Annotated in this window: 16 protein-coding genes; 7 read left to right on the forward strand and 9 right to left on the reverse strand. The window is 72.9% G+C overall.

Annotation, left to right across the window (positions count from 1 at the left end; translation table 11 throughout):
* Positions 1–16: 16 nt before the first annotated feature.
* Positions 17–3487: an efflux RND transporter permease subunit gene (locus tag BM064_RS13440; RefSeq protein ID WP_092860276.1), complete on the reverse strand. Its 3471-nt coding sequence runs from the start codon at positions 3485–3487 to the stop codon at positions 17–19.
* A 37-nt stretch (positions 3488–3524) separates the two neighbouring features.
* Positions 3525–4622, reverse strand: a complete 1098-nt coding sequence (locus BM064_RS13445; RefSeq protein ID WP_092860277.1) for an efflux RND transporter periplasmic adaptor subunit — start codon at positions 4620–4622, stop codon at positions 3525–3527.
* A 481-nt stretch (positions 4623–5103) separates the two neighbouring features.
* On the opposite strand from BM064_RS13445, the gene BM064_RS13450 reads away from it, so the two are divergent.
* The 3 genes from BM064_RS13450 (at position 5104) to der (ending at position 8538) form a co-directional block, all read left to right on the forward strand.
* On the forward strand, positions 5104–5757 hold the full coding sequence (locus tag BM064_RS13450) for a hypothetical protein (protein ID WP_092860278.1): 654 nt from the start codon (positions 5104–5106) through the stop codon (positions 5755–5757).
* On the forward strand, positions 5754–7049 hold the full coding sequence (locus BM064_RS13455) for an outer membrane protein assembly factor BamB family protein (protein ID WP_092860279.1): 1296 nt from the start codon (positions 5754–5756) through the stop codon (positions 7047–7049). The genes BM064_RS13450 and BM064_RS13455 overlap by 4 nt, the downstream gene beginning before the upstream one ends.
* Positions 7050–7119: 70 nt before the next feature.
* A complete protein-coding gene (der, locus tag BM064_RS13460; RefSeq protein ID WP_092860280.1) occupies positions 7120–8538 on the forward strand; it encodes a ribosome biogenesis GTPase Der in 1419 nt (472 codons plus the stop codon).
* A gap of 346 nt (positions 8539–8884) precedes the next feature.
* Here the strand turns inward: der and BM064_RS13465 are convergent, their stop codons facing one another.
* Both BM064_RS13465 and BM064_RS13470 read right to left on the reverse strand, forming a co-directional pair.
* Entirely contained in the window at positions 8885–9631 is a 747-nt protein-coding gene (locus BM064_RS13465; protein WP_092860281.1) for an aspartate/glutamate racemase family protein, read from the reverse strand.
* Positions 9628–10569 (reverse strand): polysaccharide deacetylase family protein, encoded by a 942-nt coding sequence (locus BM064_RS13470; protein WP_092860282.1) that lies wholly within the window; start codon positions 10567–10569, stop codon positions 9628–9630. The genes BM064_RS13465 and BM064_RS13470 overlap by 4 nt, the downstream gene beginning before the upstream one ends.
* Positions 10570–11176: 607 nt before the next feature.
* Here BM064_RS13470 and BM064_RS13475 point away from each other — a divergent pair.
* The 3 genes from BM064_RS13475 to BM064_RS13485 all read left to right on the forward strand — a co-directional run bounded on the left by BM064_RS13475 (position 11177) and on the right by BM064_RS13485 (position 14409).
* A complete protein-coding gene (locus tag BM064_RS13475) occupies positions 11177–11686 on the forward strand; it encodes a DUF992 domain-containing protein (RefSeq protein WP_092860283.1) in 510 nt (169 codons plus the stop codon).
* Positions 11687–11962: 276 nt separating this feature from the next.
* Positions 11963–13876, forward strand: a complete 1914-nt coding sequence (locus BM064_RS28355) for a multiheme c-type cytochrome (protein ID WP_092860284.1) — start codon at positions 11963–11965, stop codon at positions 13874–13876.
* On the forward strand, positions 13873–14409 hold the full coding sequence (locus BM064_RS13485; protein ID WP_092860285.1) for a GNAT family N-acetyltransferase: 537 nt from the start codon (positions 13873–13875) through the stop codon (positions 14407–14409). Before BM064_RS28355 ends, BM064_RS13485 begins: the two co-directional genes overlap by 4 nt.
* 57 nt (positions 14410–14466) lie before the next feature.
* On the opposite strand, the gene BM064_RS13490 is transcribed toward BM064_RS13485, so the two are convergent.
* The 4 genes from BM064_RS13490 to BM064_RS13505 all read right to left on the reverse strand — a co-directional run bounded on the left by BM064_RS13490 (position 14467) and on the right by BM064_RS13505 (position 19290).
* A complete protein-coding gene (locus BM064_RS13490) occupies positions 14467–16122 on the reverse strand; it encodes an acetate--CoA ligase (protein WP_092860286.1) in 1656 nt (551 codons plus the stop codon).
* Between the two features lie 98 nt (positions 16123–16220).
* The gene (locus BM064_RS13495; protein WP_245779151.1) at positions 16221–17237 is read right to left on the reverse strand and encodes a phosphotransferase family protein; all 1017 of its coding nucleotides are present in this window, start codon (positions 17235–17237) and stop codon (positions 16221–16223) included.
* A 41-nt stretch (positions 17238–17278) separates the two neighbouring features.
* Positions 17279–18019 (reverse strand): SDR family NAD(P)-dependent oxidoreductase, encoded by a 741-nt coding sequence (locus BM064_RS13500; RefSeq protein ID WP_245779152.1) that lies wholly within the window; start codon positions 18017–18019, stop codon positions 17279–17281.
* A complete protein-coding gene (locus tag BM064_RS13505; protein ID WP_092860287.1) occupies positions 18019–19290 on the reverse strand; it encodes an acyl-CoA dehydrogenase family protein in 1272 nt (423 codons plus the stop codon). The genes BM064_RS13500 and BM064_RS13505 overlap by 1 nt, the downstream gene beginning before the upstream one ends.
* 108 nt (positions 19291–19398) lie before the next feature.
* On the opposite strand from BM064_RS13505, the gene BM064_RS13510 reads away from it, so the two are divergent.
* Entirely contained in the window at positions 19399–20331 is a 933-nt protein-coding gene (locus BM064_RS13510) for a LysR family transcriptional regulator (protein WP_092860288.1), read from the forward strand.
* Here the strand turns inward: BM064_RS13510 and BM064_RS13515 are convergent.
* Positions 20328–21137: an SDR family NAD(P)-dependent oxidoreductase gene (locus BM064_RS13515; RefSeq protein ID WP_092860289.1), complete on the reverse strand. Its 810-nt coding sequence runs from the start codon at positions 21135–21137 to the stop codon at positions 20328–20330. The genes BM064_RS13510 and BM064_RS13515 overlap by 4 nt on opposite strands.
* Positions 21138–21153: the final 16 nt, after the last annotated feature.

Consider the following 21153-nt stretch of genomic DNA (forward strand, 5'->3'; position numbering starts at 1 on the left):
CGCGCCGGGCGGCCGCTCACTCGGCCGCCCTCGGGTGCGCCTCCTCGAAGAGGTTCAGCGAGCGCTGGGCCGCGGGGGCGGGCGCGCCGGTCCACACCAGATCCGCGGGCGCGGTGCGCGCGGCGGCCCGGCGCAGGCGCATCCCCTCGCGCGCATCGCGCGACCAGGCCAGCGCCTTCGCCGCCCCGACCCCGATCCAGATCCGCGCCGCCAGCGCCGCGGGCGTCACCACCAGCGTCAGCACCGTGGCCGAGCCCAGCCCGAAGACCACCGCGGTCGAGAGCTGCTTCCACCACAGCGCCGAGGGCGCGTCGATCGTGTAGCCGCCCCCGAAGAAGTCGACCGAGATCCCGAACATCATCGGCGCGAGGCCGGCCATGGTGGTGATCGTGGTCAGCAGCACGGGGCGGATGCGCTGCTCGGCCGTGCGCACGATCGCCTCCAGCTCCGGCATCTGGCGGCGGAACTCCTGGTAGGTGTCGATCAGCACGATGTTGTTGTTCACCACGATGCCCGCCAGCGCCACGATGCCCGTCCCGGTCATGATGATCGAGAACGGCTGCTGCATGATCACCATGCCCACCAGCACGCCCGCCACCGACATCACCACCGCCGAGAGCACCAGCGCCGAGTTGTAGAACGAGTTGAACTGCGCCAGCAGGATCACGAACATCAGCCCCAGCGCGCCGGCGAAGGCCTTCATCAGGAAGTCCTGCGACTCCGCCTGCTCCTCCTGGTCGCCGGTGAAGGACCAGGCGACCGAGGCGGGGAAGGGGTCCTCGGCCTCGATCCAGGCCTGGATCTCGGCGATCTTGACGTTGGCGTTGACGCCTTCCTCCACGTCCGCCTTCACGTCGAAGAAGCGGGTCCCGTTGAAGCGGTTGATCTCGCCCAGCTTCTTCACGGGCTCGCGCTCCACGAAGTTCTCCAGGGGCACGAGGCCCGCGGAGGTGCGGATGCGCATCGTGTCCAGCGTGGAGATCACCCGGTCCTCTTCGGGGTAGCGCACGCGGATCTCGATCTCCTCGTCCGAGCCGTCGGGGCGCATCTCGTCGAGCAGGATGCCCCGCGTGATCAGGCTGACCATCGGGCCGATCTGGCTGACGTCGGCGCCGAAGCGGCCGGCCTGGGCCACGTCCACGTCCAGCGCCCAGTCGATGCCGGGCAGGGGGCGGGTGTCCTCGACCTCGGCCAGGCCCTCCATCTCCTCGAAATGGTCGCGGGCCAGCGCGGCGGCGTCCTGGAGCTCCTGCCAGTCGTCGCCCTGCAGGCGCAGCTGGATCGGCTTGCCCTGCTGGGGGCCTTCCTGGGCCTGGGCGACCTCGGAGATCACGCCGGGATAGGCGGCGATGGCCTCCTCGATGACGGCGAGCACCTCGTCGCCCGGCGGGCGCGTGCCCCAGGGCGAAAGCTCGAGCTGGATGCGGCCGACGGCGTCCTTGGGGGCGTTGCCGCCGCGGTCGTTCAGCCCGCCGTCGCCGGCGAAGGCGAAGACCGACTGCACGCCGTCGATGTCGAGCACGATGTTCTCGACCGCATGCAGCAGGCGATCGCGCTCTGCGAGGCTGAGGTTGCCCCGCGCGCGCACGTAGATCACGGCGCGCTCCGGCTCGGTCTTCACGAAGAACTCGGTGCCGAGCTGGTTGGCGGGATACCACACCGCCATCACGAAGAAGACCGCGGCCAGCGTCGAGCCGATGGCCACGAAGGGCATGATCGGGTTGCCGGTCAGGAACCGGATCACCTGGCCGAAGGGCGTGCGGCGGTAGCCCGCGCGCGACGGCGGCGGCAGGCCGTGGTCGCGGAACGAGCCGGCGACGGCCGACAGCTCCAGCCAGAACAGCACCAGGACCACGGCGAAGAGGATGCGGGCCGGGGTCCCGGGCGCCTCGATCATCATGAAGGCGGCGCCGGCGGTCAGCAGGGCCATGACCGCGAAGCGCGCCGCGCGCGCGCCCCGCGACCAGCTCGCCTGCATGGCGGCCGAGCGGCGGTCGAGCGTGCGGGTCAGCCGCCCCGCGACGCCGCCCACGACCGGCAGGTAGATCAGCGCCACCACCAGCGAGGCCGAGAGCACGAAGATCAAGGTGACGGGCAGGTTGCCCATGAACTCGCCCGGGATCCCCGGCCAGAACAGCATCGGCAGGAAGGCGCAGAGCGTCGTCGCGGTCGAGGAGACGATGGGCCAGAACATCCGCTTGGCCGCCTCGACATAGGCGTGCATCGGGCCGGAGCCCTCCTTGATGCGCTGGTCGGCGTATTCGACGACCACGATCGCCCCGTCCACCAGCATTCCCACCGCGAGGATCAGGCCGAACATCACGATGTTGGTGATCGACATCCCGAACACCGCCAGCAGCCCGAAGCACAGCAGGAACGAGGTCGGGATCGAGAAGCCCACCAGCAGCGCCGAGCGCACGCCCAGCGAGCCCAGCACCACGATCATCACCAGCGCGATGGCGGTCAGCACCGAGCCCTCGAGCTGGCCGACCATCCCCGCCACCTGGGTGGATTCGTCCATCGCGTAGTTGATCGCCACCGCCTCGCGCAGCGGCTGGGGCCATTCGGCCTTGGCGCGCTCGAGTTCGGCCTTCACCGCGTCGACGGTGTCGATGACGGGCATGCCCTTGCGCTTGACCACCTGCAGGGCGACCGTGGGGTGGCCGTTGTAGCGCGCGGTGCCCCGCGCGTCCTCGAAGGTCAGGCGGATGTCGGCGATGTCGCCCATGGTGACGATGCGGTCGCCGTTGACCTTCACCGGCAGGTTGTAGACGTCGGAGGGGTCCTCGAACGAGCCCGGCAGCTTCACCGAATACTGGCCCGAGCCGCTCTCGACCGCGCCGGCCGCCACCAGGGCGTTGTTGTTGACCACCACCTGCACCAGCTCCTGGCCGGTGACGTCGTAGGCCTCCAGCTTGAGGGGGTCGATGACCACCTCCAGCATCTCCTCGCGGTGGCCGGCGAGCCCCGCCTCCAGCACCTCGGGCAGGCCCTCGAGCCGGGTCTGCAGGTCCTTCGAGACCTTGAGCAGCGTGCGTTCCGGCACGTCGCCCGACAGCGCCACCACCAGGATCGGGAATTCGGAGAAGTTGAACTCGTCGACTTCCGGCTCCTCCGCGCCGGCGGGAAACTCGACCTTGGCGGTGTCCACCGCCTCGCGCACGGAGGCGAGCGTGGCGGTCTTGTCCCAGCCGAACTCGAACTGCAGCAGGACGCCTGCGTAGCCCTCCGAGGCGAAGGAGGTCATCTTGTCGAGCCCGTCGATGGAGCGCAGCTCCTGCTCGAGCGGCTTGACCATCAGGCGTTCCGAATCCTCGGCGGTGATGCCGGGGAAGGGCGCCGAGATGAACACCATCGGGATGTCGATGTCGGGCTCGCCCTCCTTGGGCAGGCCCACGTAGGCGAGCGAGCCCGCCCCGATGGTCAGCAGGATGAAGGCGAAGATCATCCGCGCCCGGGCCGCGGCCCAGTCGATGATGCCGGTCATGCGAGGGATCCGTTCGTGCTGAAATCCGTGCGGGGGGTCATTGCGCGCCGTCCCAGTCCTTCCAGGTCACGTCCAGCGCGCGGCCGTCGGCGACGAACTCCTGGCCCACGTAGATGATCGCGACCTCGGCGGGCAGGCCGGTCAGCCAGATGCCGTCCTCGTCCTCGCGCAGGATCTCGGCGGGCTCGAACCTCGCCTCCGGCGCGCCGCCCTCGCCCTCGGCCACGGTGCGCACGCCCAGCACGCCCGAGTCGTCGAGCGTCAGCGCCGACTGCGGCGCCAGGTGCGCCTGGTCGGAGGCGACGGGGATCAGGATCTCGGCGGTCATGCCGTCGCGCACGCCCTGGTCGGGGTTGGGCGCCTCGATCTCCACGCGGAAGGTGCGGGTGGTCTGGTCGGCGGAGCGCGAGACGAAGGCGACCTCGCCCGAGATGGTGCGCCCGTCGACCAGCCGCGCATGGGCGGGCATGCCCACCGAAAGCTCGTCGACCTCCGATTCCGGGACGAAGCCCACGATCTCGATGGGGCTGAGCGAGATGATCGTGGCGCAGACGTCGCCGGTGCGCACGAGGGAGCCGATCTCGGCCGAATCCGTCTCCAGCACGCCGGAGAAGGGGGCGTCGATCTCCAGCCGCTCGATGTCGAGCTGGATGGCGCGCGCGGCGGCGCGGGCGGCCTCCAGCGCGGCGCGGCGGGCCTTGGCGGTGTTCTCGGCGGTCAGCCCGCGCTGGGCGAGCGTGTCGGCCGCCTCGGCGTCGGCCTCGGCCTGGCCGAGCTTGGCCTGCGCCTCGGCGAGCTGCGCCTCGCGCGAGCCGGAATCGAGCCGGCACAGCAGGTCGCCCGCCTGAACATGCGCGCCGGCGCGCAGCGGGTCGGAGACGACGAGGCCCGCGGTCTCGGCCTTCACCTCGACCAGGCGGTGCGCCTCGGTCCGGCCGCGCAGGACGATGGCGTTGCGCACGTCCTGCGCCTGGGAGCGGAAGGCCACGACCTTCACCGCCGGCGCCTCGCCGCGCGGATCGGCGCCGGCGGCGGGGGCGTCCACCGCCGCCACCTGCTGGCCGTTCGCCGGAACGATCCAGAACCAAAGCCCGACGCAGACGGCCAACGCCATCAGAACGGGAACCAGTCTCATGAAACCGCCTTTCGTCCACCGGCGGGCGCCGGCCTTCGTCACTTTCCGGCGCGCGCCGGTCCACTCGATGCGGAGCCCGGCCGGGCCGGCCCCCTTCTCTCACGCCGCGGGCGGCGGGTTCCGTCGCGCCCCGGACGCGCCTCTCCGCGCTCGCCGGAGCGGCGCGCGCCGCTCCGTCTCGCGGCTGGCGCCGCGCCGCGTTCCGACGGCCCGGCCGATCGTCAACCTCGTCATTCTGACGCAAACGTCAACCGCGTCCGGAGGGCGCGCGCTTCGGTCACGCCGACGGTGACGTGTCCGTGAGAGCGCGTAGATGGCGCGGGGCGCTAGTCCGCGCAACCTTGCGCCGCATCCAGACGACAACTATACGCAAAACCGCGGTCTTCGGATCGCCGACACGGGGAAATCCGCCCCCTCGCGGCGATCCCGGCACGCGACGACGCGCCCGCGGGGCCGGGGAAACGACAAGGGATCCATTTACGTGGCCGACAGGGACTCCTTCATCGACGAGGTCTCGGAAGAGCTTCGCCGCGACCGGATGCTGACGGCCTGGCGGCGCTGGGGCCCCTGGGTCGTGGGCGTCGTGGTGCTGGCGGTGGCCGGCGCCGGGATCGCCACCTGGCTCGACCAGCAGGACGACGCGGCCGCCCGGGCCGCCGGCGCCCGCCTGATCGAGGCCGCCGACATTCCCGACGCGACCGAGCGGGCCGAGGCCTACGCCGCCCGCGCCGCCGAGCTCGACGCCGGCGCCGCGGTGATCGCCCGCCTCTCGCAGGCAGCCGCCCTGGTCGAGGCCGGCGAGCGCGCGGCCGCCGTCGAGGTGCTCGACGGGCTCGAGAGCGACGGGGCCGCCGACCCGCTCTACCGCGATCTCGCGGGCTTCAAGGCCGCGCTCCTGCGCGCCGAGGATCTCGACCCCGCCGCGCGCGCCGACGCGCTGGCCGCCTACGTGGCCGAGGGCCAGCCGTTCCGCCTGCTGGCGCTGGAGGCCCGCGCCGTCGCCCGCCTGCAGTCGGGCGACCTGCCCGGGGCGCGCGAGGACGTCGAGACGGCGCTCGCCGATCCGATGCTCAGCCCGTCGCTGGGGCAGCGCCTGACCCAGCTTCAGGAACTTCTGGGGGAGGGCGAGGGATGATGCGTCCGGTCCTGCTGACCGCCCTGATGGCGGCGATGGCCGTCGCCGGCTGCTCCGACGACGAAGACGTGCGCCTGCCGGGAGAGCGGATCCCGATCCGCGCCGCCGCCGAGGCCGCGCCGCCGGCGGCGACGCCGCGGCCCCTGCCGCCCGTGCAGGGCGCGGAGGAATGGACCCACCGCGGCGGCGGCGCCCAGCGCTCCGGCGGCCGGCTGGAGGCGCCCGCCTCGCTGTCGCTGGCCTGGCGGGTCTCCGCCGGCGCCGGCGCGGACGAGCGGATCCCGATGGCCGGTCCGGTGATCGCCGACGGCACGGTCTTCGTGCGCGACGGCGAGACCGGGGTCGAGGCCTTCACCACCTCGGGCTCGCGCAAGTGGTCGGTGGACCTGACGCCCGAGGACGAGGACGGCGACGCGGGCTACGGCGGCGGCCTCGCCTATGCCGACGGCAAGCTCTACGTCACCGACGGCTTCGGCCAGCTCACCGCCCTCGACGCCGCCGGCGGCGAGGTGCTGTGGACCGTGCAGGGCGCCGCCCCCTACCGCGCCGCGCCGACCGTGCGCGGCGGCATGGTGGTGGCGGTGAACCGCGCCGACGTGGCCGCGGGCTTCGACGCCGCCACCGGCGAGAAGCGCTGGGAGATCCAGACCGGCCTCTCCAACGCCGGCAACCTGGGCGGCGCGGCGCCCGGGCTCGCCACCGACGTGGCGGTGCTGCCCTTCGGCTCGGGCGAGCTGATGATGGTGCGCACCGCGCCGGGCTTCCGGGTCTGGACCGCGACCCTCGTCTCGCTGGGCAAGAGCTCCGGGCTCTCGGCCTTCTCCGACGTGACCTCCGACCCGGTGCTGGCGCCGGGGCCGGTGGTGATCGCGGGCAATGCCGCCGGCGCGCTGGCGCTGTTCGACGGCCGCAACGGCCGCCGGGTGTGGCAGCGCGACTTCGGCTCGCTGTCGCCGGTCTGGGCGGCGGGCGAGACGCTCTACGCCGTGACCACGCAGCCCGCCGTCGTGCGCCTCGACATGCAGACCGGCGCCACGCTGTGGCGCACCGAGCTCGAGGCGCGCGAGGATGCCGACGACGCCACCACCCGCATCGTCTACGGCGGGCCGGTGCTGGCGGGCGACCGGGTGCTGATCACCTCTTCCGACGGCCGGCTGCTGAGCTTCGACGCCCAGACCGGCGCGCCGGGGCAGGCGATCGAGATGCCGGGCGGCTCGCGCACGGGGCCGGCGGTGGCCGGCGGAACCGTGTATGTTCTGACCGACGAGGGCGAGCTGCTCGCCTATCGTTGATGGCCCCCTCCGGATCGGACCGGGCCGGATTTCTTTTGGGACCGGCCGGGACGGCCGGAATGGTGACGCGGTGTTCAAGCTCGCGATCGTCGGGCGGCCCAACGTGGGCAAGTCGACGCTGTTCAACCGCCTGGTGGGCAAACGCCTGGCGCTGGTCGACGACCAGCCCGGCGTCACGCGCGACCTGCGCGAGGCCGAGGCGCGGCTGGGCGACCTCCACTTCATGGTGATCGACACCGCCGGCCTCGAGGAGGCGGACGCCGAGTCGCTGCCCGGCCGGATGCGCGCGCTGACCGAGCGGGCGGTCGACATGGCCGACGCCTCGCTGTTCCTGGTCGACGCCCGCGCCGGCCTGCTGCCCCAGGACGCGACCTTCGCCGAGATCCTGCGCCGCAAGGGCGCGCGCGTCCTGCTGGGCGTGAACAAGGCCGAGGGCCGACAGGGCGCCGACGCCGCGATGGAGGCCTGGAGCCTCGGCTTCGGCCAGCCCATCCCCCTCTCGGCCGAGCATGGCGAGGGCATGGGCGACCTCTACACCGCCCTGCAGGAGGCGATGCAGGAACACGAGGCCCAGGCCGCCGCCGCCTCGCAGCCGGTCGCCGACGACGACCTCGAGGCGCCCGCGGGCGACGCCGAGGGCGACGGGATCGAGCCGGGCGCGCCCCAGAAGCCGATCCAGATCGCCGTGGTCGGCCGGCCCAACGCGGGCAAGTCGACGCTGATCAACAAGATCCTCGGCGAGGACCGGCTGCTGACCGGCCCCGAGGCCGGCATCACCCGCGACGCGATCTCGGTCGAGATCGACTGGGCGGGCACCCGGATGCGGATCTTCGACACCGCCGGGATGCGCAAGAAGGCCCGCGTGTCGGAGAAGCTCGAGAAGCTCTCGGTATCCGACGGCCTGCGCGCGCTGAAGTTCGCCGAGGTGCTGGTGGTGCTGGTCGACGCCGACAAGCCCTTCGAGACCCAGGACCTGCGCATCGCCGACCTCGCCGAGCGCGAGGGCCGGGCGGTGGTGATCGGCGTCAACAAGTGGGACCTGGTCGAGGACCGCAACGGCGCCCTGAAGCTGCTGACCGAGGAGTTCCACCGCCTGATGCCCCAGCTCAAGGGCGCGCCGGTGGTGCCGGTCTCGGCGCTCTCGGGCGAGGGGCTGGAGCGGCTGCGCGCGGCGATCCTCAAGGCGCGCTCGCGCTGGGAGATGCGGATCTCGACGGCGAAGCTGAACCAGTGGCTGGGCGAAATGACCTCGGCCCATCCGCCCCCCGCGCCGGGCGGGCGGCGGATCAAGCTGCGCTACATGACCCAGGCGAAGACGAGGCCGCCGACCTTCGTCGCCTTCTGCTCGCGCCCCGACGAGCTGCCCGACAGCTACAAGCGCTTCCTGGTCAACGGCCTGCGCCGCGACTTCGGGATGGAGGGCACGCCGATCCGCCTGAACTGGCGCAAGGGCGAGAACCCCTACGAGGGCAAGCGCAAGAAGCGCTGAACCCGGGAGGACCGGTCTACAGGCGCCCTGCGGGCGGGCTTGGCTGCGGCGCGCTCGTGGGGGCGTTGGGAAGGATCGTCGGGGGCGGGAGCCTCCGGCGGGCTCCTGACTCACCCAAGAACAAGCCCGCGCCTGTTCCCCGGATCCGTCTCTCGCTTGCGATGCCTGAGCGACTCGGCCCCCGGGGTCAAGGACAAGCCGCGCTTCGCGCGGTCGCTGCGCGATCCTTGACCCCGGGGGCCGAGTCGCTCTGGTCGGCATCCGCGAGAGACGGCTCCGGAGAACAGGCGCTTGGCGAGGGCTGGCGGACGTCGCGCCACAGGCGTCCGGGGCGGGCGTCGGGGCGTCAGGGGGCGCGGGCGATCCAGGCGGCGAGGGCGGGGTCGAGGCCCTCGGACGGTTTCGCGGGCGGGCGGGCGTAGGCGCCCCGGTCCGCGCCGCGCGGGGCGAGGCGGACCAGCGCCTCGGCCTGGGTCACGGCGGCGGAAATCGGGTCGATCGCCACGCAGGGCAGGTCCGGGGCGAGGTCGCGCGCGAGGCCCGCGAGCGGCGCGCCGCCGAAGATCACCGCGTCGGCCTCGTCCTCGCGCGCCATGCGCTCGGCGAGGCGCAGGAGGGTGTCGCGCATGGTCGAGGCCACCTCGGTCACCGGGCCGTCGATGTCCTCGGCCGAGCGCAGGCCGGCGAAGCGGGCCTCGAGCCCCAGGTCGCGCACGGAGGCGTGATACCACGGCTTCAGCCAGGGCGCGAAGGTCACCACCCCGAAGCGGCGGCCGAGCTGGCAGGCGGCCAGCATCGAGGCCTCCGCCATCCCCGTCACCGGCAGGTCGAAGAGCTCGCGCGCCGCGTCGAGGCCGGGGTCGCCGAAGGCCGCGATCACCACCGCGTCGACCTCGCGCGCATGGGGGGCGATCATCTCCAGCGCGATGGCGCCGGCGATCTGCGCCTCGGCGCGGGACGAGATGTAGGGGAAGCCGCGGGGCGCGGTGAGGGGGAGGATCTCGGTGCCGGGGGCGGCGACGGAGCGGGCGACCTGCGCCAGCCGCTCGGTCATCGCCTCGGTCATATTGGGGTTCGCCAGCAGGATCTTCATGGCGTGGGCTCCGGCAGAGAAGGCGTCCAGGGGGGCAGGCCGGCGGCGGCGCGCCAGCGCTGCGCGATGTCCCGGCGACGGGCAGGCCAGACCTCGCCGGTCTCGGCGAGGCGGGCGAGGGCGGCGAGCAGCGTCTCCAGCCCGCCGATGCGCGCGGGGCGGCCGATCAGGCGGGGGTGCAGGCCGATGGAGAGCATCCGCGCCTCGCCCCGGGCGGCCTCGGCGCGCAGGCGCTCGAGCGCGGCGAGGCAATAGTCGGCGAAGTCCCGCGCCTGGATGAAGCCGCCCCCCGGCTCGAAGCGCATGTCGTTGGTGTCGAAGGCGTAGGGCAGGACCACATGCGGGCGGCCGGCGACGGCGACCGTGTAGGGCAGGTCGTCGTCGTAGGCGTCGGAATCGTAGAGGAACCCGCCATGTTCGGCGAGCAGGCGGCGGGTGTTCGGAGAGGAGGCCGAGCGGGTGTGCCAGCCGACCGGCGCCGCGCCGGTCGCGGCGGCGACGGCGGCGTGGGCGCGGGCGATGGCGGCGCGCTCGTCGGCCTCGGCCATGCCGGCGTGGGATTCCCAGCGCCAGCCGTGGCAGGAGATCTCGTGTCCCGCCGCCTGCGCGGCCTGCACCAGCCAGGGCGTGCGCTCGGCCGCGCGGCCGCAGGTGGAGAAGGTCGCGGGGACGCCGTGGGCCGCCAGCGCGTCCAGCACCCGGCGGAAGCCCGCGCGCGCGCCATAGGCGAACTGGCTTTCCATGCAGGGATCGGGCAGGGCGTCGAGGCGCTGGTTCGCCTCGGGCAGACGCTCGTTCACGGCGTCGCCGTCGGCGACCGAGAACTCGGCCCCCTCCTCGACGTTCACCACCACCGAGACGGCCAGCCCCCGCCCCTCCGGCCAGGGCGGGGGCGGCGCGCCGTCCCACCAGCCGCGCAGGTTCCTGCGGTCGTCCATCGCGCCCCCCGAGCCACCCAGGGGCGCAGCGTCGCACGCGCCGCGGCGCCGGGCAAAGGGCAGGGCGTCGCGCCCGGGGAACCGGCACGAGTCCAGGCGCTGTCCGCTGGCCGGCGGCCCGTGGAGAAGGGAGTTTCGACAGCGGCGGACATGCGTTCGGCAAGGGAGCGGAGCCGGGATGCAGCCGGCCGCGATCTGGTCGGGGAAGTCGGGCGCCGCCTGCCTCGCGCTGGGCTTCGCCCTCGACGGGGCGGACGCCGGCGATGTGCGTGGCGGCGCTGGCGGCGGATCACGCCCGCGCCGCCCTCGGCCCCGGCGGCGCGCTGCTCGGGAGCCGGCGCCGGCGCGGCGCCCCTGGGGTCCGACCTGGGCGTGACGCAGATGCGCGACGAGCGCGCGGCCGACCTCGCCGCGGCCCTCGGAGCGTTCCGGCCGGACGCCGCGCCCTCCGCCGCCCGGCGCGGCGTCGCCTGAGGCCGCGGTTCAGCCGCGGTTCAGCGCCGCGCGCGTAGCCCTGCCGCAGGGTCGGGCGCGGGCGGTTCGAGGTTGGCTCGGCCGACGGTCCGCCCGGGCGGAGGTTTCCGCCGCGATTTCAAGGGAGATCGTCATGCTCCAGCTTTCCTTGCGCGCCGCGGCCGCGGCCCTGGCCGCGCTGCTCGCCGCCGGGTCCCTCGCCGGGCCGGCCGCCGCCCAGGACAAGGACGTCCGGGTCGAGTTCGGCGTGCTGACCTGCACGCTCGCCGACAAGACCAACCTGATCATCGTCTCCTCGACCAAGTTCGACTGCGTCTTCGAACATGCCGACGACCGCCCCACCGAGGAGCTGACCGCCGAGATGGGCAAGCTGGGCGCGGACCTGACCATCAAGGCCGAGGAGACGCTGAAATGGGCGGTGCTCGCGCCCTCGATCGACGCCGAGGTCTCGGCGATGGAGGGCGACTACTTCGGCGTCGGCGCGGACGTGGCCGTGGGCAAGGGCGTGGGGGCGAACGCGCTGCTGGGGGGCTTCGACAAGTCCTTCGCGCTGCAGCCGCTGTCGGTCTCGACCTCGGACGGCGTCGGCGCCTCGCTGGCGATCGAGCGCTTCACGCTGGACTACGTGGGCCTGGCCGAGTGAGCTGAGCCCGAACGCCGGCCGGCCGGGCGGCGTCGCCTGGTCGGCCGGCGCTCCGCGAGGGGCCGCGTCCTTTGCCGGGGGCGTGCGGGGCGGCGGGGCCGCCGCCGCGGTCCCGCCGTGGCGGGTCGGCGTTCGCGGCGGAAATTCAACGGCTTCGCGCGCCTGCGCCGTTGCCCGCCCGCCGCCCGGCGCGCTATTTCTGCAGGCCGGGGCAGGTCGCGGCCCGCCCGCCAGCGTCGCGTCCTCCACGGCGGCGCACAGCACCGGAGCCCGCCCATGCGCCGCCTCGCGTCCCCGATCCTCGTCCTGCTGGCGGCCCTGGCGCTGTCCGCCGGGGCCGATGCGCAGGAGGCGGGCTACGTCGGCTCGCAGAGCTGCGCAGGCTGCCACCGGGCGGAGGCGGAGGCCTGGACCGGCTCCCACCACGACCTCGCCTGGACCCTGCCGGAGGAGGGCCGCGCGCTGGGCGACTTCTCGGGCGTGGAGCATGACGAGAACGGGCTCGCCGCCCGCTTCACCACCGACCCCGACGGGACGCCCCGCATCGCCGTGACCGAGGCCGACGGCGTCCGCGCCGCCTACCGGGTGCGCGGGGTGATCGGCATCGCCCCCCTCCAGCAATACGTGCTGGAGACCGAGCCGGGCCGGCTGCAGAGCTTCGACCTCGCCTGGGACGCCGAGCGGGGGGCCTGGTATCACCTCTACCCCGACCAGGACCTGCCTCCGGGCGACGGGCTGCACTGGACCGGGCCCTACAAGACCTGGAACAGCCGCTGCGCCGAGTGCCACGCCACCGGCTACGACAAGGGCTACGACCCGCGCAGCGGGCGCTACGCCTCGAGCCAGGCCGAGATCGGGGTGGGTTGCGAGGCCTGCCACGGCCCCGGGCGCGGCCATGTCGACTGGGCGCAGGGCGGGCAGGGCACGGACCCGGGCTTCGCCGTCGACGTCTCGCAGACCGGGGCGGCGATGGAGCAATGCGCCGGCTGCCACTCCCGCCGCGAGGCGTTCCTGCCGGGCAACCCGCCGCCCGGAACGCCCTATGCGGACGCCTACAGCCTCGCGCTTCTGCGCCCCGGCCTCTACCACGCCGACGGGCAGATCCTGGACGAGGTCTACGTCTACGGCTCGTTCCTGCAGTCGAAGATGCATCGCAAGGGCGTGGGCTGCATGGACTGCCACGACCCCCACGCGGCGCAGGTGAAGATCGAGGGCGACGCGCTCTGCGCCCAGTGCCACTCGCCCGCCGGCAACCCCGAGTTCCCGTCCCTGCCGCTCGTGGACTTCGCCTCGGCCGAGCACCACTTCCACCCGCAGGACTCCGACGGCGCGCGCTGCGTCTCCTGCCACATGGTCTCGCGCGACTACATGGGGATCGACGGGCGGCGCGATCACTCGTTCCGGATCCCGCGGCCGGATCTGGCGGCGCTGACCGGCGCGCCCGACGCCTGCACCGGCTGCCACGCCGACCGCGACCCCGCCTGGGCCGCGGCCGAGATCGCGGCCCGCCATCCCGACGCCGCCGCCCGCCCGCATTTCGGAACCACGCTCGCGCGTGGGCGCGCGAACGCCGCCGCCTCGGCCGGCGAGCTGGCCGCGCTCGCCCTCGACCCCGAGCAGCCCGGCATCGCGCGCGCCACCGCCCTGTGGCTGATGGAGGGCGCGCAGGACCCCGAGGCGGCGCGCCGGGCGCTGCCGCTGCTCTCGGATCCCGACCCGCTGGTCCGCGCGGCCGCCGTCGGCGCCCTGCGCCCGCTGAGCGCGCAGGAGAGCTTCGCCCAGCTGGCGGTCCTGCTGCGCGACCCCGCCCGCCTGGTCCGCCAGGCCGCGGCCCGCGCCATGCTGGGCGCGCCGGTCGCCTATATGCCCGAGCGGACCTCGACCGACCTGCGCGCCGCCCTCGGCGAGTGGCAGGGCGCGATGGCCGCGCGCCTCGACTTCCCCGAGACGCATCTCCAGCTCGGCGGCTTCGCCCTGACCACCCGCCGTTTCCCGGCGGCGGCCGCCGCCTTCGCCGAGGCGACCGAGCTCGACCCCCAGCTGATCGACGCCTGGCACATGCGCGCCCGCATCGCCGCCGCGACCGAGGGGGCGGAGGCCGCCCAGGCGATCCTCGCCGACGCGCTCGCCGCCAACCCCGGCGACCCGACGCTCGAGGACCTGATGCGCCAGGCGGGCGGGCGGCCGTGAGCCGCGCGGCCCCGCCGGCGCCCGTAGCCGCGATCCGCCCGGCCCGGCCCGAGGAGGCCGCCCCCCTCGCTGCGCTGCATGTCGAGGTCTGGCGCGAGACCTACCGCGACCTCGCCCCGCCCGAGGCCCTGCGCCGGCTGGACGAGGCCCGCCGCCTGCCGTTCTGGCGCGCGACCCTCGCAGGCGGGGAAGCGGGCGCCGGCGCGCTGGTCGCCGAAGGCCCGCAGGGCCTGCTGGGCGTGAGCGCCTTCGCGCCCGCGGGCCACCCGGCGATGGCGGGCGCGGCGGAGATCAAGCATCTCTACGTGCGCCGGGCCGCCCGGGGCGGAGGCCTCGGCGCCCGCCTGCTGTCGGAGACGCTCGCCGGGCTCCGCGCGCGGGGCCACGCCGCCGCGGCCCTCGCGGTGGTCGAGCAGAACGCCGGCGCCCGCGCCTTCTACGCGGCGCAGGGGGGCGAGGAGGCGGGGCGCTTCACCGACCCCGGTCCGCTGTGGCGATCGTCGAACATCGTGGTGCGCTGGCGCCTCGACTGACCCCGGCAGGCCGGACGCCGGGGTCGGCGCAGCGCCCGCTCCGCCGGCGACGGACGCTCAGACGGCCGCTTCGCGCGCCCGGCGGTATTCGAGGTCGCGCAGCACCCGGCGCTGGACCTTGCCGGAGACGGTCTTGGGCAGCTCGTCCAGGAACTCGATCTTGCGCGGATACTTGTAGGGCGCGGTCTGGGCCTTCACGTGGTCCTGCAGGACCCTGGCCATCGCCTCGTCGCCCACATGGCCCGCGTGCAGCACCACGAAGGCCTTCACCACCACGCCCCGCTTCTCGTCCGGGCTCGCCACGCAGGCGCACTCGCGCACCGCGTCATGGGACATCACCGCCCCCTCCACCTCCGCCGGCCCGATCCGGTAGCCGGCCGCGTTGATCACGTCGTCCGCCCGCCCCTCGTACCAGAAGTACCCGTCCGCATCCTTGCGCGCGAGATCGCCCGTCATGAACCACCGCGATCCGTCCGCGGCGGTCCGGAAACAGGCCTCGGTCCGCTCCGGGTCGCGCCAGTAGCCCAGCATCAGGCCGTCGAACGGGCATTTCAGCGCCACCGCCCCGGTCTCGCCGGGGGGCAGAGGCGCGCAGGTCTCCTCGTGGACCACGTCCACCGGGAACCCCGGCATCGGCAGGCCCATCGAGCCCGGCCGGATCTCGGTGCAGGGGAAGTTGGCGATGGACATGAAACTCTCGGTCTGCCCGTAGCTTTCCAGGAACTTGGTGCCCGAGAGCCGCATCCACCGCTCGGCCGTCGGCGCGTCCAGGCTCTCGCCCGCGGTGATCGAGAGGCGCAGCTTCGTCAGGTCGAAGCTCGCCACGTCCTCCCCCAGCATCCACCGATACTCCGAGGCGGCGGCGGCGTAGATCGTCACTCCCCAGTCCTGGATGAGCTGGAGGCGCATCTTCGGGTCGAACGGCCCGTCATGGACGAAGGCGCAGACCCCCGCCAGCCACGGCCCCATCAGCGTCGAGGTCGCGTTGAACCCCCAGGCCGTGTCCGCCGTGCCCCAGCAGACGTCCTCCTTCGACTGGTCGTTCATGTCGAACCAGTAGGCCGCGATCTCGATGAACCCCAGCGCGAACCAGGCCGAGTGCGTCACCCCCTTCGGCGTCCCCGTCGAGCCGGAGGTGAAATAGATGTAGCCCGGATCCTCCCGCGCCATCCGCTCGGAGGCGATCTCCTCCGACGCCCCGTCCATCGCCGCGTGGACGTCGGTCCAGCCGGCGGCCTCGCCCTGGCCGTAGGGCACGACCAGCCGGGCGCAGCCCTCGGGGACGAGCCCCTCGAACTTCGCGGTCTCGCCCGGCACGGTGAGGATCGCCGCGGGCTCGGTCGCCCCGATCCGGTATTCGAGGTCCTTGCGGGTCAGCATCGTCAGGCAGGGAACCACGATCGCCCCGAGGCGCGACAGCGCCGTGACCGCGATCTGCCACTCCGGGATCCGGGGCAGCATCACGACGACCCGGTCGCCGCGGGCGACGCCCGCCGCGCGCAGCGCATTGGCCATCCGTTTCGAGAGCACGGCGATCTCGGCGAAGGTGAAGCGCTTCGAGGCGCCCTCGGCGTTGGTCCAGATCAGCGCCTGCCGCTCGGGGTCCTGCGCGTGGCCGTCGACGATGTCGGCGAAGCAGAAGCGCTCGGGCGGGGGCGGGCGGCGATGGGCGCGGGCGGTCTCGTGGTAGTCGACCATCGGGGGCAGCAGCATGCGTCTCTCTCCCTGACGAGCGTCTCTTGCCGGACGCTCCTTCGCCCCTCCCCGGGGCGCGGGGCGCGCGGGGCTCTCTGCGGCCCCGTCGCGCGGTTTCAGCCGATGCGGTGCAGCGCCCGGCCCATCAGCGCCACGGCGGTGGCGTGCAGCAGGTCGCCGGTGGCCTTCGGCGCCCGGCCCGCGCAGGCGCGCGCGTGGGTGCCCTCCAGGATGATGCCCAGCCGGAAGCAGGCGAGCACGACGAACCAGTCGACATGGTCGAGGCTGCGTGGCGACAGCGCGGCGTAGCGCGCGATCAGCTCGTCGGCGGTGGGGAAGCCGTCCCAGGGCTCGACCTTGAGCACCGGCAGCTCCGGTCCGCCGGAGCCGGGATAGCAGGCGACGATCCAGCCCAGATCCACCAGCGGGTCGCCGATGGTGGCGAGCTCCCAGTCCACGATGGCGGCGAGGTCGCCGGAGCCCGGGCGATACATCACGTTTCCGAATTGATAGTCGCCATGAAGGATGCCGGGCGGCTGCTCAGGGGGCAGGTTCGCGCGCAGCCAGTCGGCGATGCGGTCGACGCCGGGCAGTCCCGCGCGGCCGGGCCATTCCGCGTGGCGCTCGTAGTCCTTGAGCTGCCCCAGCCAGCGGTCGGCCTGGCGGGCGATGTAGCCCTCGGGCTTGCCGAAATCCTCGAGCCCTGCCGCCTTGTAGTCGACCGAGTGGAGGGCGGCGATGCCTTCCACCAGCGCGAACCCCATGCGCCGGCGGATGGCGGGGTCGGAGCGGTGGGGCTCGGGCAGTCCGGTGACGGCGTTGAAGCCCTCGACCGGCTCCATCAGGTAGAAGGCGACGCCCAGCGGCTCGGGGTCCGTGCAGGCGGCGATCAGGCGGGGATGGGGCGCGTCCGAGCCGGCGAGGGCGGCGAGGACGCGGGCCTCCCGTTCCATGGTCCGGTTGGAGCCCTGGCGGGGGACCGGCGGCGGGCGGCGCAGGACATAGTCCCGCCCCGCGCGCCGGAAGCGCAGCAGCACATTCTGGGTGCCGCCGGAGAGCGGGCGGGCGGCCTCGATCGGCCCCTCGCCCAGGTCTTCCGCGTCCATCCAGGCGGCGAGACGGTCGAGGTCCACGCCCCCGACCTCCCTTTTCCCCTGTGTGTCAGGGGCCTGGCTCACAGAACCAAACCTCCGTCGCAGGCGATGGTCTGGCCGGTGACATAGGCCGCCAGCGGCGAGGCCAGGAACAGGCAGACGCCGGCCATGTCCTCGGGTTTTCCGAAGCGGCCCATGGGGATGCGGGACCGCATTGCGTCGGCGCGATCCTCGCGGGCGGTGGTGACCTCGGTCATCCTTGTGGGCACGAAGCCGGGGGCGAGGCCGTTGACCCGCACGCCGGAGCGGGCGTAGGCGGCGCCGAGCGTGCGCACCAGCGCCACCGCGCCGGCCTTGGAGGCGTTGTAGGCCGGGTTGCCGACGGTGGCGTGGTAGGCCGCGGTGGAGCTGACCACGATCGCCGAGCCCTTGGTTTTCTCCAGCATCGGCAGGAACTTGTCGATGATGACCATGTTGGCGGTGAGGTTTACGTCCGTAACCTCCTGGAATCCCTTCCACTTGAACTCGCCGCGCTTGTAGATCACGTGGCCCTGGGCGCAGACCACCACGTCGAGGCTGTCGAAGGGGGCCTGCCAGTTCTCCACCGCCTCGAAGTCGGAGACGTTCATCTGGTGGTAGTGGATGCCCTCGAGGTCCGATTCCGGCACGCCCTCGTAGTCCTTGGCGGAGGGTTTGCGGGCCCAGACGTGGACCTCGGCGCCGCGCTTGCGGAAGCCTTGAGCGACGGCGTTGCCGATGCCGGCGGAGCCGCCGACGACCAGGACCCGCTTGCCGGAGAAATCGGTGTCTTTCACGTCCATTACCCGGCCTCCTTCACACGCTGGGCCTGCTTCTCCTGCGCCTTCCAGCGCACGTAGTCGGGGAACATCTCCGGGTTGGGCTTGTATTGCTTCAGCAGCTGGCGGGCGACGACGGACTTGTGGACTTCGGTCGGCCCGTCGGCGAGGCCGATCATGAAGCTGTTCATCAGGTGGTCCGAGAACGGCACGTCGGTGGTGATGCCCAGCGAGCCGTGAAGGTGAAGCGCCATCGAAGAAATGTCGTGCAAGACCTTGGTCATCATGACCTTCACCGCCGAGACCTCCTGGCGCAGGTCGCGCCAGTCACGGCCCTGGTCGGCGAGCCAGGCCGTCTCGAGCACCATCAGGCGGAACTGGCGCAGCTGGATCCAGGCGTCGGCGATCCGCTCCTGCACCATCTGCTGCTTCCACAGGGGCTCGCCCTTGGTCTGGCGGCTCACGACCCGCTCGCAGGTCATGTCGAGGCATTTCTGGCTCTCGGCGATGGCGCGCATGGCGTGGTGGAGGCGGCCGCCGCCGAGGCGGGTCTGGGCCACCGCGAAGCCATCTCCCCGTCCGCCCAACAGGTTCTCGGGCGGGACGCGCACGTTGGTCCAGCGGACGTGGGCGTGCTCGGGCTCGGCCTGGCCGTGGTAGCCGTAGTCGCGGATGATCTCGATGCCGGGGGTCTTGGCGTCGACGATGAACATCGACTGGCGGCGGTAGGGGTCGTTCGCCTCGGGCTCGGTCTTCACCATGATGATGTAGAAGGCGGCGAACTTGGCGTTCGAGCTGAACCACTTCTCGCCGTTGATCACCCAGCCGTCGCCGTCCTGCTCGGCGGTCGTCTGGATCATCAGCGGGTCCGCGCCGCCCTGCGGCTCGGTCATCGCGTAGCAGGACACGATCTCATTGTTCAGAAGGGGTTCCAGCCACTTCTTCTTCTGCTCGGGCGTGCCGAAATGGGCCAGGATCTCGGAGTTGCCGGTGTCGGGCGCCTGGGTGCCGAAGGTGATCGGACCGAAGCGCGACCGCCCCAGCTGCTCGTTCATCAGCGCCAGTTTCAGCTGCCCGTAGCCCTTGCCGCCGAGATGCGGGCCGAGGTGGCAGGCCCAGAGACCCCGCTCCTTCACCTTGGCCTGGAGGGGACGCACCAGGCGCTTGAAGCCCTCGTCGTGGATGTTCCACTGGCTGGGCAGGACGTGGTCCAGGGGCTCGACGTTCTCGCGCACGAAGTCGCGGATCCAGTCGAGCTCCTTCTGGAACTCGGGGTCGGTCTCGAAAGACCACATGGGCGTTTCCTCCGGTTTCTTTCGGCGCAGGGTCGCGCAGGCGGTCGGCGCTTTCCAATATCGGATTCTTGGGCGATCATTCGGGATCGCTTATGGATCGGAGCGCCGATGGACCTCGAAGCCACCCCCTTCCGCGCCTTCGTGAAGGTCGCCGAGCATGAAAGTTTTACGCGGGCGGCCGCCGAGCTGAACATCTCTCAGCCGGCGTTGTCGGCGATGATCAAGGAGATGGAGCGCCGGCTGGGGTTCCGGCTGTTCGAGCGGACCTCGCGCAGGGTGTCGCTGACGCGCGAGGGGCGGGCGCTGATCACCAACGCCAAGCGCGTGGTGCTGGAGCATGACTGGGCGCTGCAGCGGGCGAGGGAGATCCTTTCCAACGATTTACGGATTGCGGCGCCGCTCGACTCCACCCTCATCGCCGAACGCGCGGCGCTGACGGAGGCGTTCGCGACCCAGCATCCGAAGGCCAGGATCGACGTGCTGGCGCTGAGCCCGTCGCGCCTCTACGACGCGGTGCGCACGGACGAGGCGGACCTGGCGCTGACGCTGGAGCCCTCGGCGCGGGACGAACTGTCGCCGATCAATGCGGTCCGGGGGGCGGAGTTCGAGGCGCGGGTGCTGGCGACGCGCCGCGTGGGGCTGCTGGCGCCGCCGGGGCATCCGTTCTTCGGGCGGGCGAAGGTAACGGAATCCGAATTGAAGGGCGTGCGGGTCGCCGTGGTGGGGCGGGTGCATGGGGGGCCGCTGGCCTCGGGCGTGGGGCGCTGGCTGGCGGAGGTCGGCGCCGAGACCGTGAGGACGGGCGAGGCGGATGCCATCTCCTTGATGCGGCTCGCTTTGCGCACGGGAGTGGCGGCGGTTGATATCGGCTGGTTCGAGATGGCGCGGCCGGCGGTGGGGCCCTCGCTGGCCACGGTGGGGATCGAGGGGCGTGGGGTCTCCACCGATCTGGTGATGCTGCGCAAACCCCGTGCGCCCCGCCCGCTGGCGGAGCGCTTCTGGAGTTTTGCGGGCGCGCGGGCCGAGGCCTCGCCGCTCTAGGCGCGGCGGATGGTCAGGCCGCCGTCGACGGGGAGCGCGGTGCCGGTGATGTAGCTGGCCGAGGGCAGGGCGAAGCTGAGCACGCCGTTGGCGATGTCCTCGGGGTCGCCGTAGCGTTTCAGGGCGGTGCGGCGCTTGGCGTAGATCACCTTGTGCTCCTCGGGGATGCGCTCGGTGATGCCGGAGCGGATCGGGCCGGGGCAGATGGCGTTGACGGTGATGCCCTCGGGGCCGAGGTCGCAGGCGAAGCCGCGGGTGATGCCGATGACGCCGTGCTTGGCGGCGACGTAGGCGGTGTTGCCGGGGGTGGCGCCCAGGCCCTCGGTCGAGGCGATGTTGATCACCCGGGGGTTGGCGGATTTGCGCAGCCAGGGCAGGGCGGTGCGGATCGTGCGCTGGTGGGCGGTCAGCATGCCGTCGAGGGCGCGGGCCCACTGGGTCTCGTAGGCGTCGGGGTCGTCGATGGGGGCCCAGGCGGAGAAGCCGGCGTTGTTGACGAGGATGTCGAGGCCGCCGAAGTGGTCGGTCGCCGTCTTGATCCCGGCCTGGATGGCGTCGAGCTTGGAGACGTCCATGGCGAAGGCGAGGACCTCGCCGATCGAGGGGTCGTCCTTGCGGGCCTCGGCGATCTCGGCGGCGACGGCGTCCACGCCCTCCTGCGTGAGGTCGGAGATGGCGACCTTCGCGCCCTCCCGCGCGAAAAGATGCGCGGTCGCGCGGCCCATGCCGGAGGCGGCCCCCGTGACGAAGGCGATGCAGCCGGCGATGGAGCGCGAGCGGTGCTGATAGGGGGGCAGGTTGGTCATCCGGGTCTTCCTCCGA

It is taken from the genome of Albimonas pacifica, from assembly GCF_900113695.1.
Lineage (GTDB): Bacteria > Pseudomonadota > Alphaproteobacteria > Rhodobacterales > Rhodobacteraceae > Albimonas > Albimonas pacifica.

What these genes read in the sequence shown, in the direction of transcription:
- BM064_RS13465 (WP_092860281.1), bottom strand. Translation starts at nt 9,631, where the DNA reads ATGAAGATCCTGCTGGCGAACCCCAATATGACCGAGGCGATGACCGAG.
- BM064_RS13490 (WP_092860286.1), bottom strand. Translation starts at nt 16,122, where the DNA reads ATGCTGCTGCCCCCGATGGTCGACTACCACGAGACCGCCCGCGCCCAT.
- BM064_RS13455 (WP_092860279.1), top strand. Translation starts at nt 5,754, where the DNA reads ATGATGCGTCCGGTCCTGCTGACCGCCCTGATGGCGGCGATGGCCGTC.
- BM064_RS13515 (WP_092860289.1), bottom strand. Translation starts at nt 21,137, where the DNA reads ATGACCAACCTGCCCCCCTATCAGCACCGCTCGCGCTCCATCGCCGGC.
- BM064_RS13500 (WP_245779152.1), bottom strand. Translation starts at nt 18,019, where the DNA reads ATGGACGTGAAAGACACCGATTTCTCCGGCAAGCGGGTCCTGGTCGTC.
- BM064_RS13510 (WP_092860288.1), top strand. Translation starts at nt 19,399, where the DNA reads ATGGACCTCGAAGCCACCCCCTTCCGCGCCTTCGTGAAGGTCGCCGAG.
- BM064_RS13440 (WP_092860276.1), bottom strand. Translation starts at nt 3,487, where the DNA reads ATGACCGGCATCATCGACTGGGCCGCGGCCCGGGCGCGGATGATCTTC.
- BM064_RS28355 (WP_092860284.1), top strand. Translation starts at nt 11,963, where the DNA reads ATGCGCCGCCTCGCGTCCCCGATCCTCGTCCTGCTGGCGGCCCTGGCG.
- BM064_RS13470 (WP_092860282.1), bottom strand. Translation starts at nt 10,569, where the DNA reads ATGGACGACCGCAGGAACCTGCGCGGCTGGTGGGACGGCGCGCCGCCC.
- BM064_RS13505 (WP_092860287.1), bottom strand. Translation starts at nt 19,290, where the DNA reads ATGTGGTCTTTCGAGACCGACCCCGAGTTCCAGAAGGAGCTCGACTGG.
- BM064_RS13475 (WP_092860283.1), top strand. Translation starts at nt 11,177, where the DNA reads ATGCTCCAGCTTTCCTTGCGCGCCGCGGCCGCGGCCCTGGCCGCGCTG.
- BM064_RS13445 (WP_092860277.1), bottom strand. Translation starts at nt 4,622, where the DNA reads ATGAGACTGGTTCCCGTTCTGATGGCGTTGGCCGTCTGCGTCGGGCTT.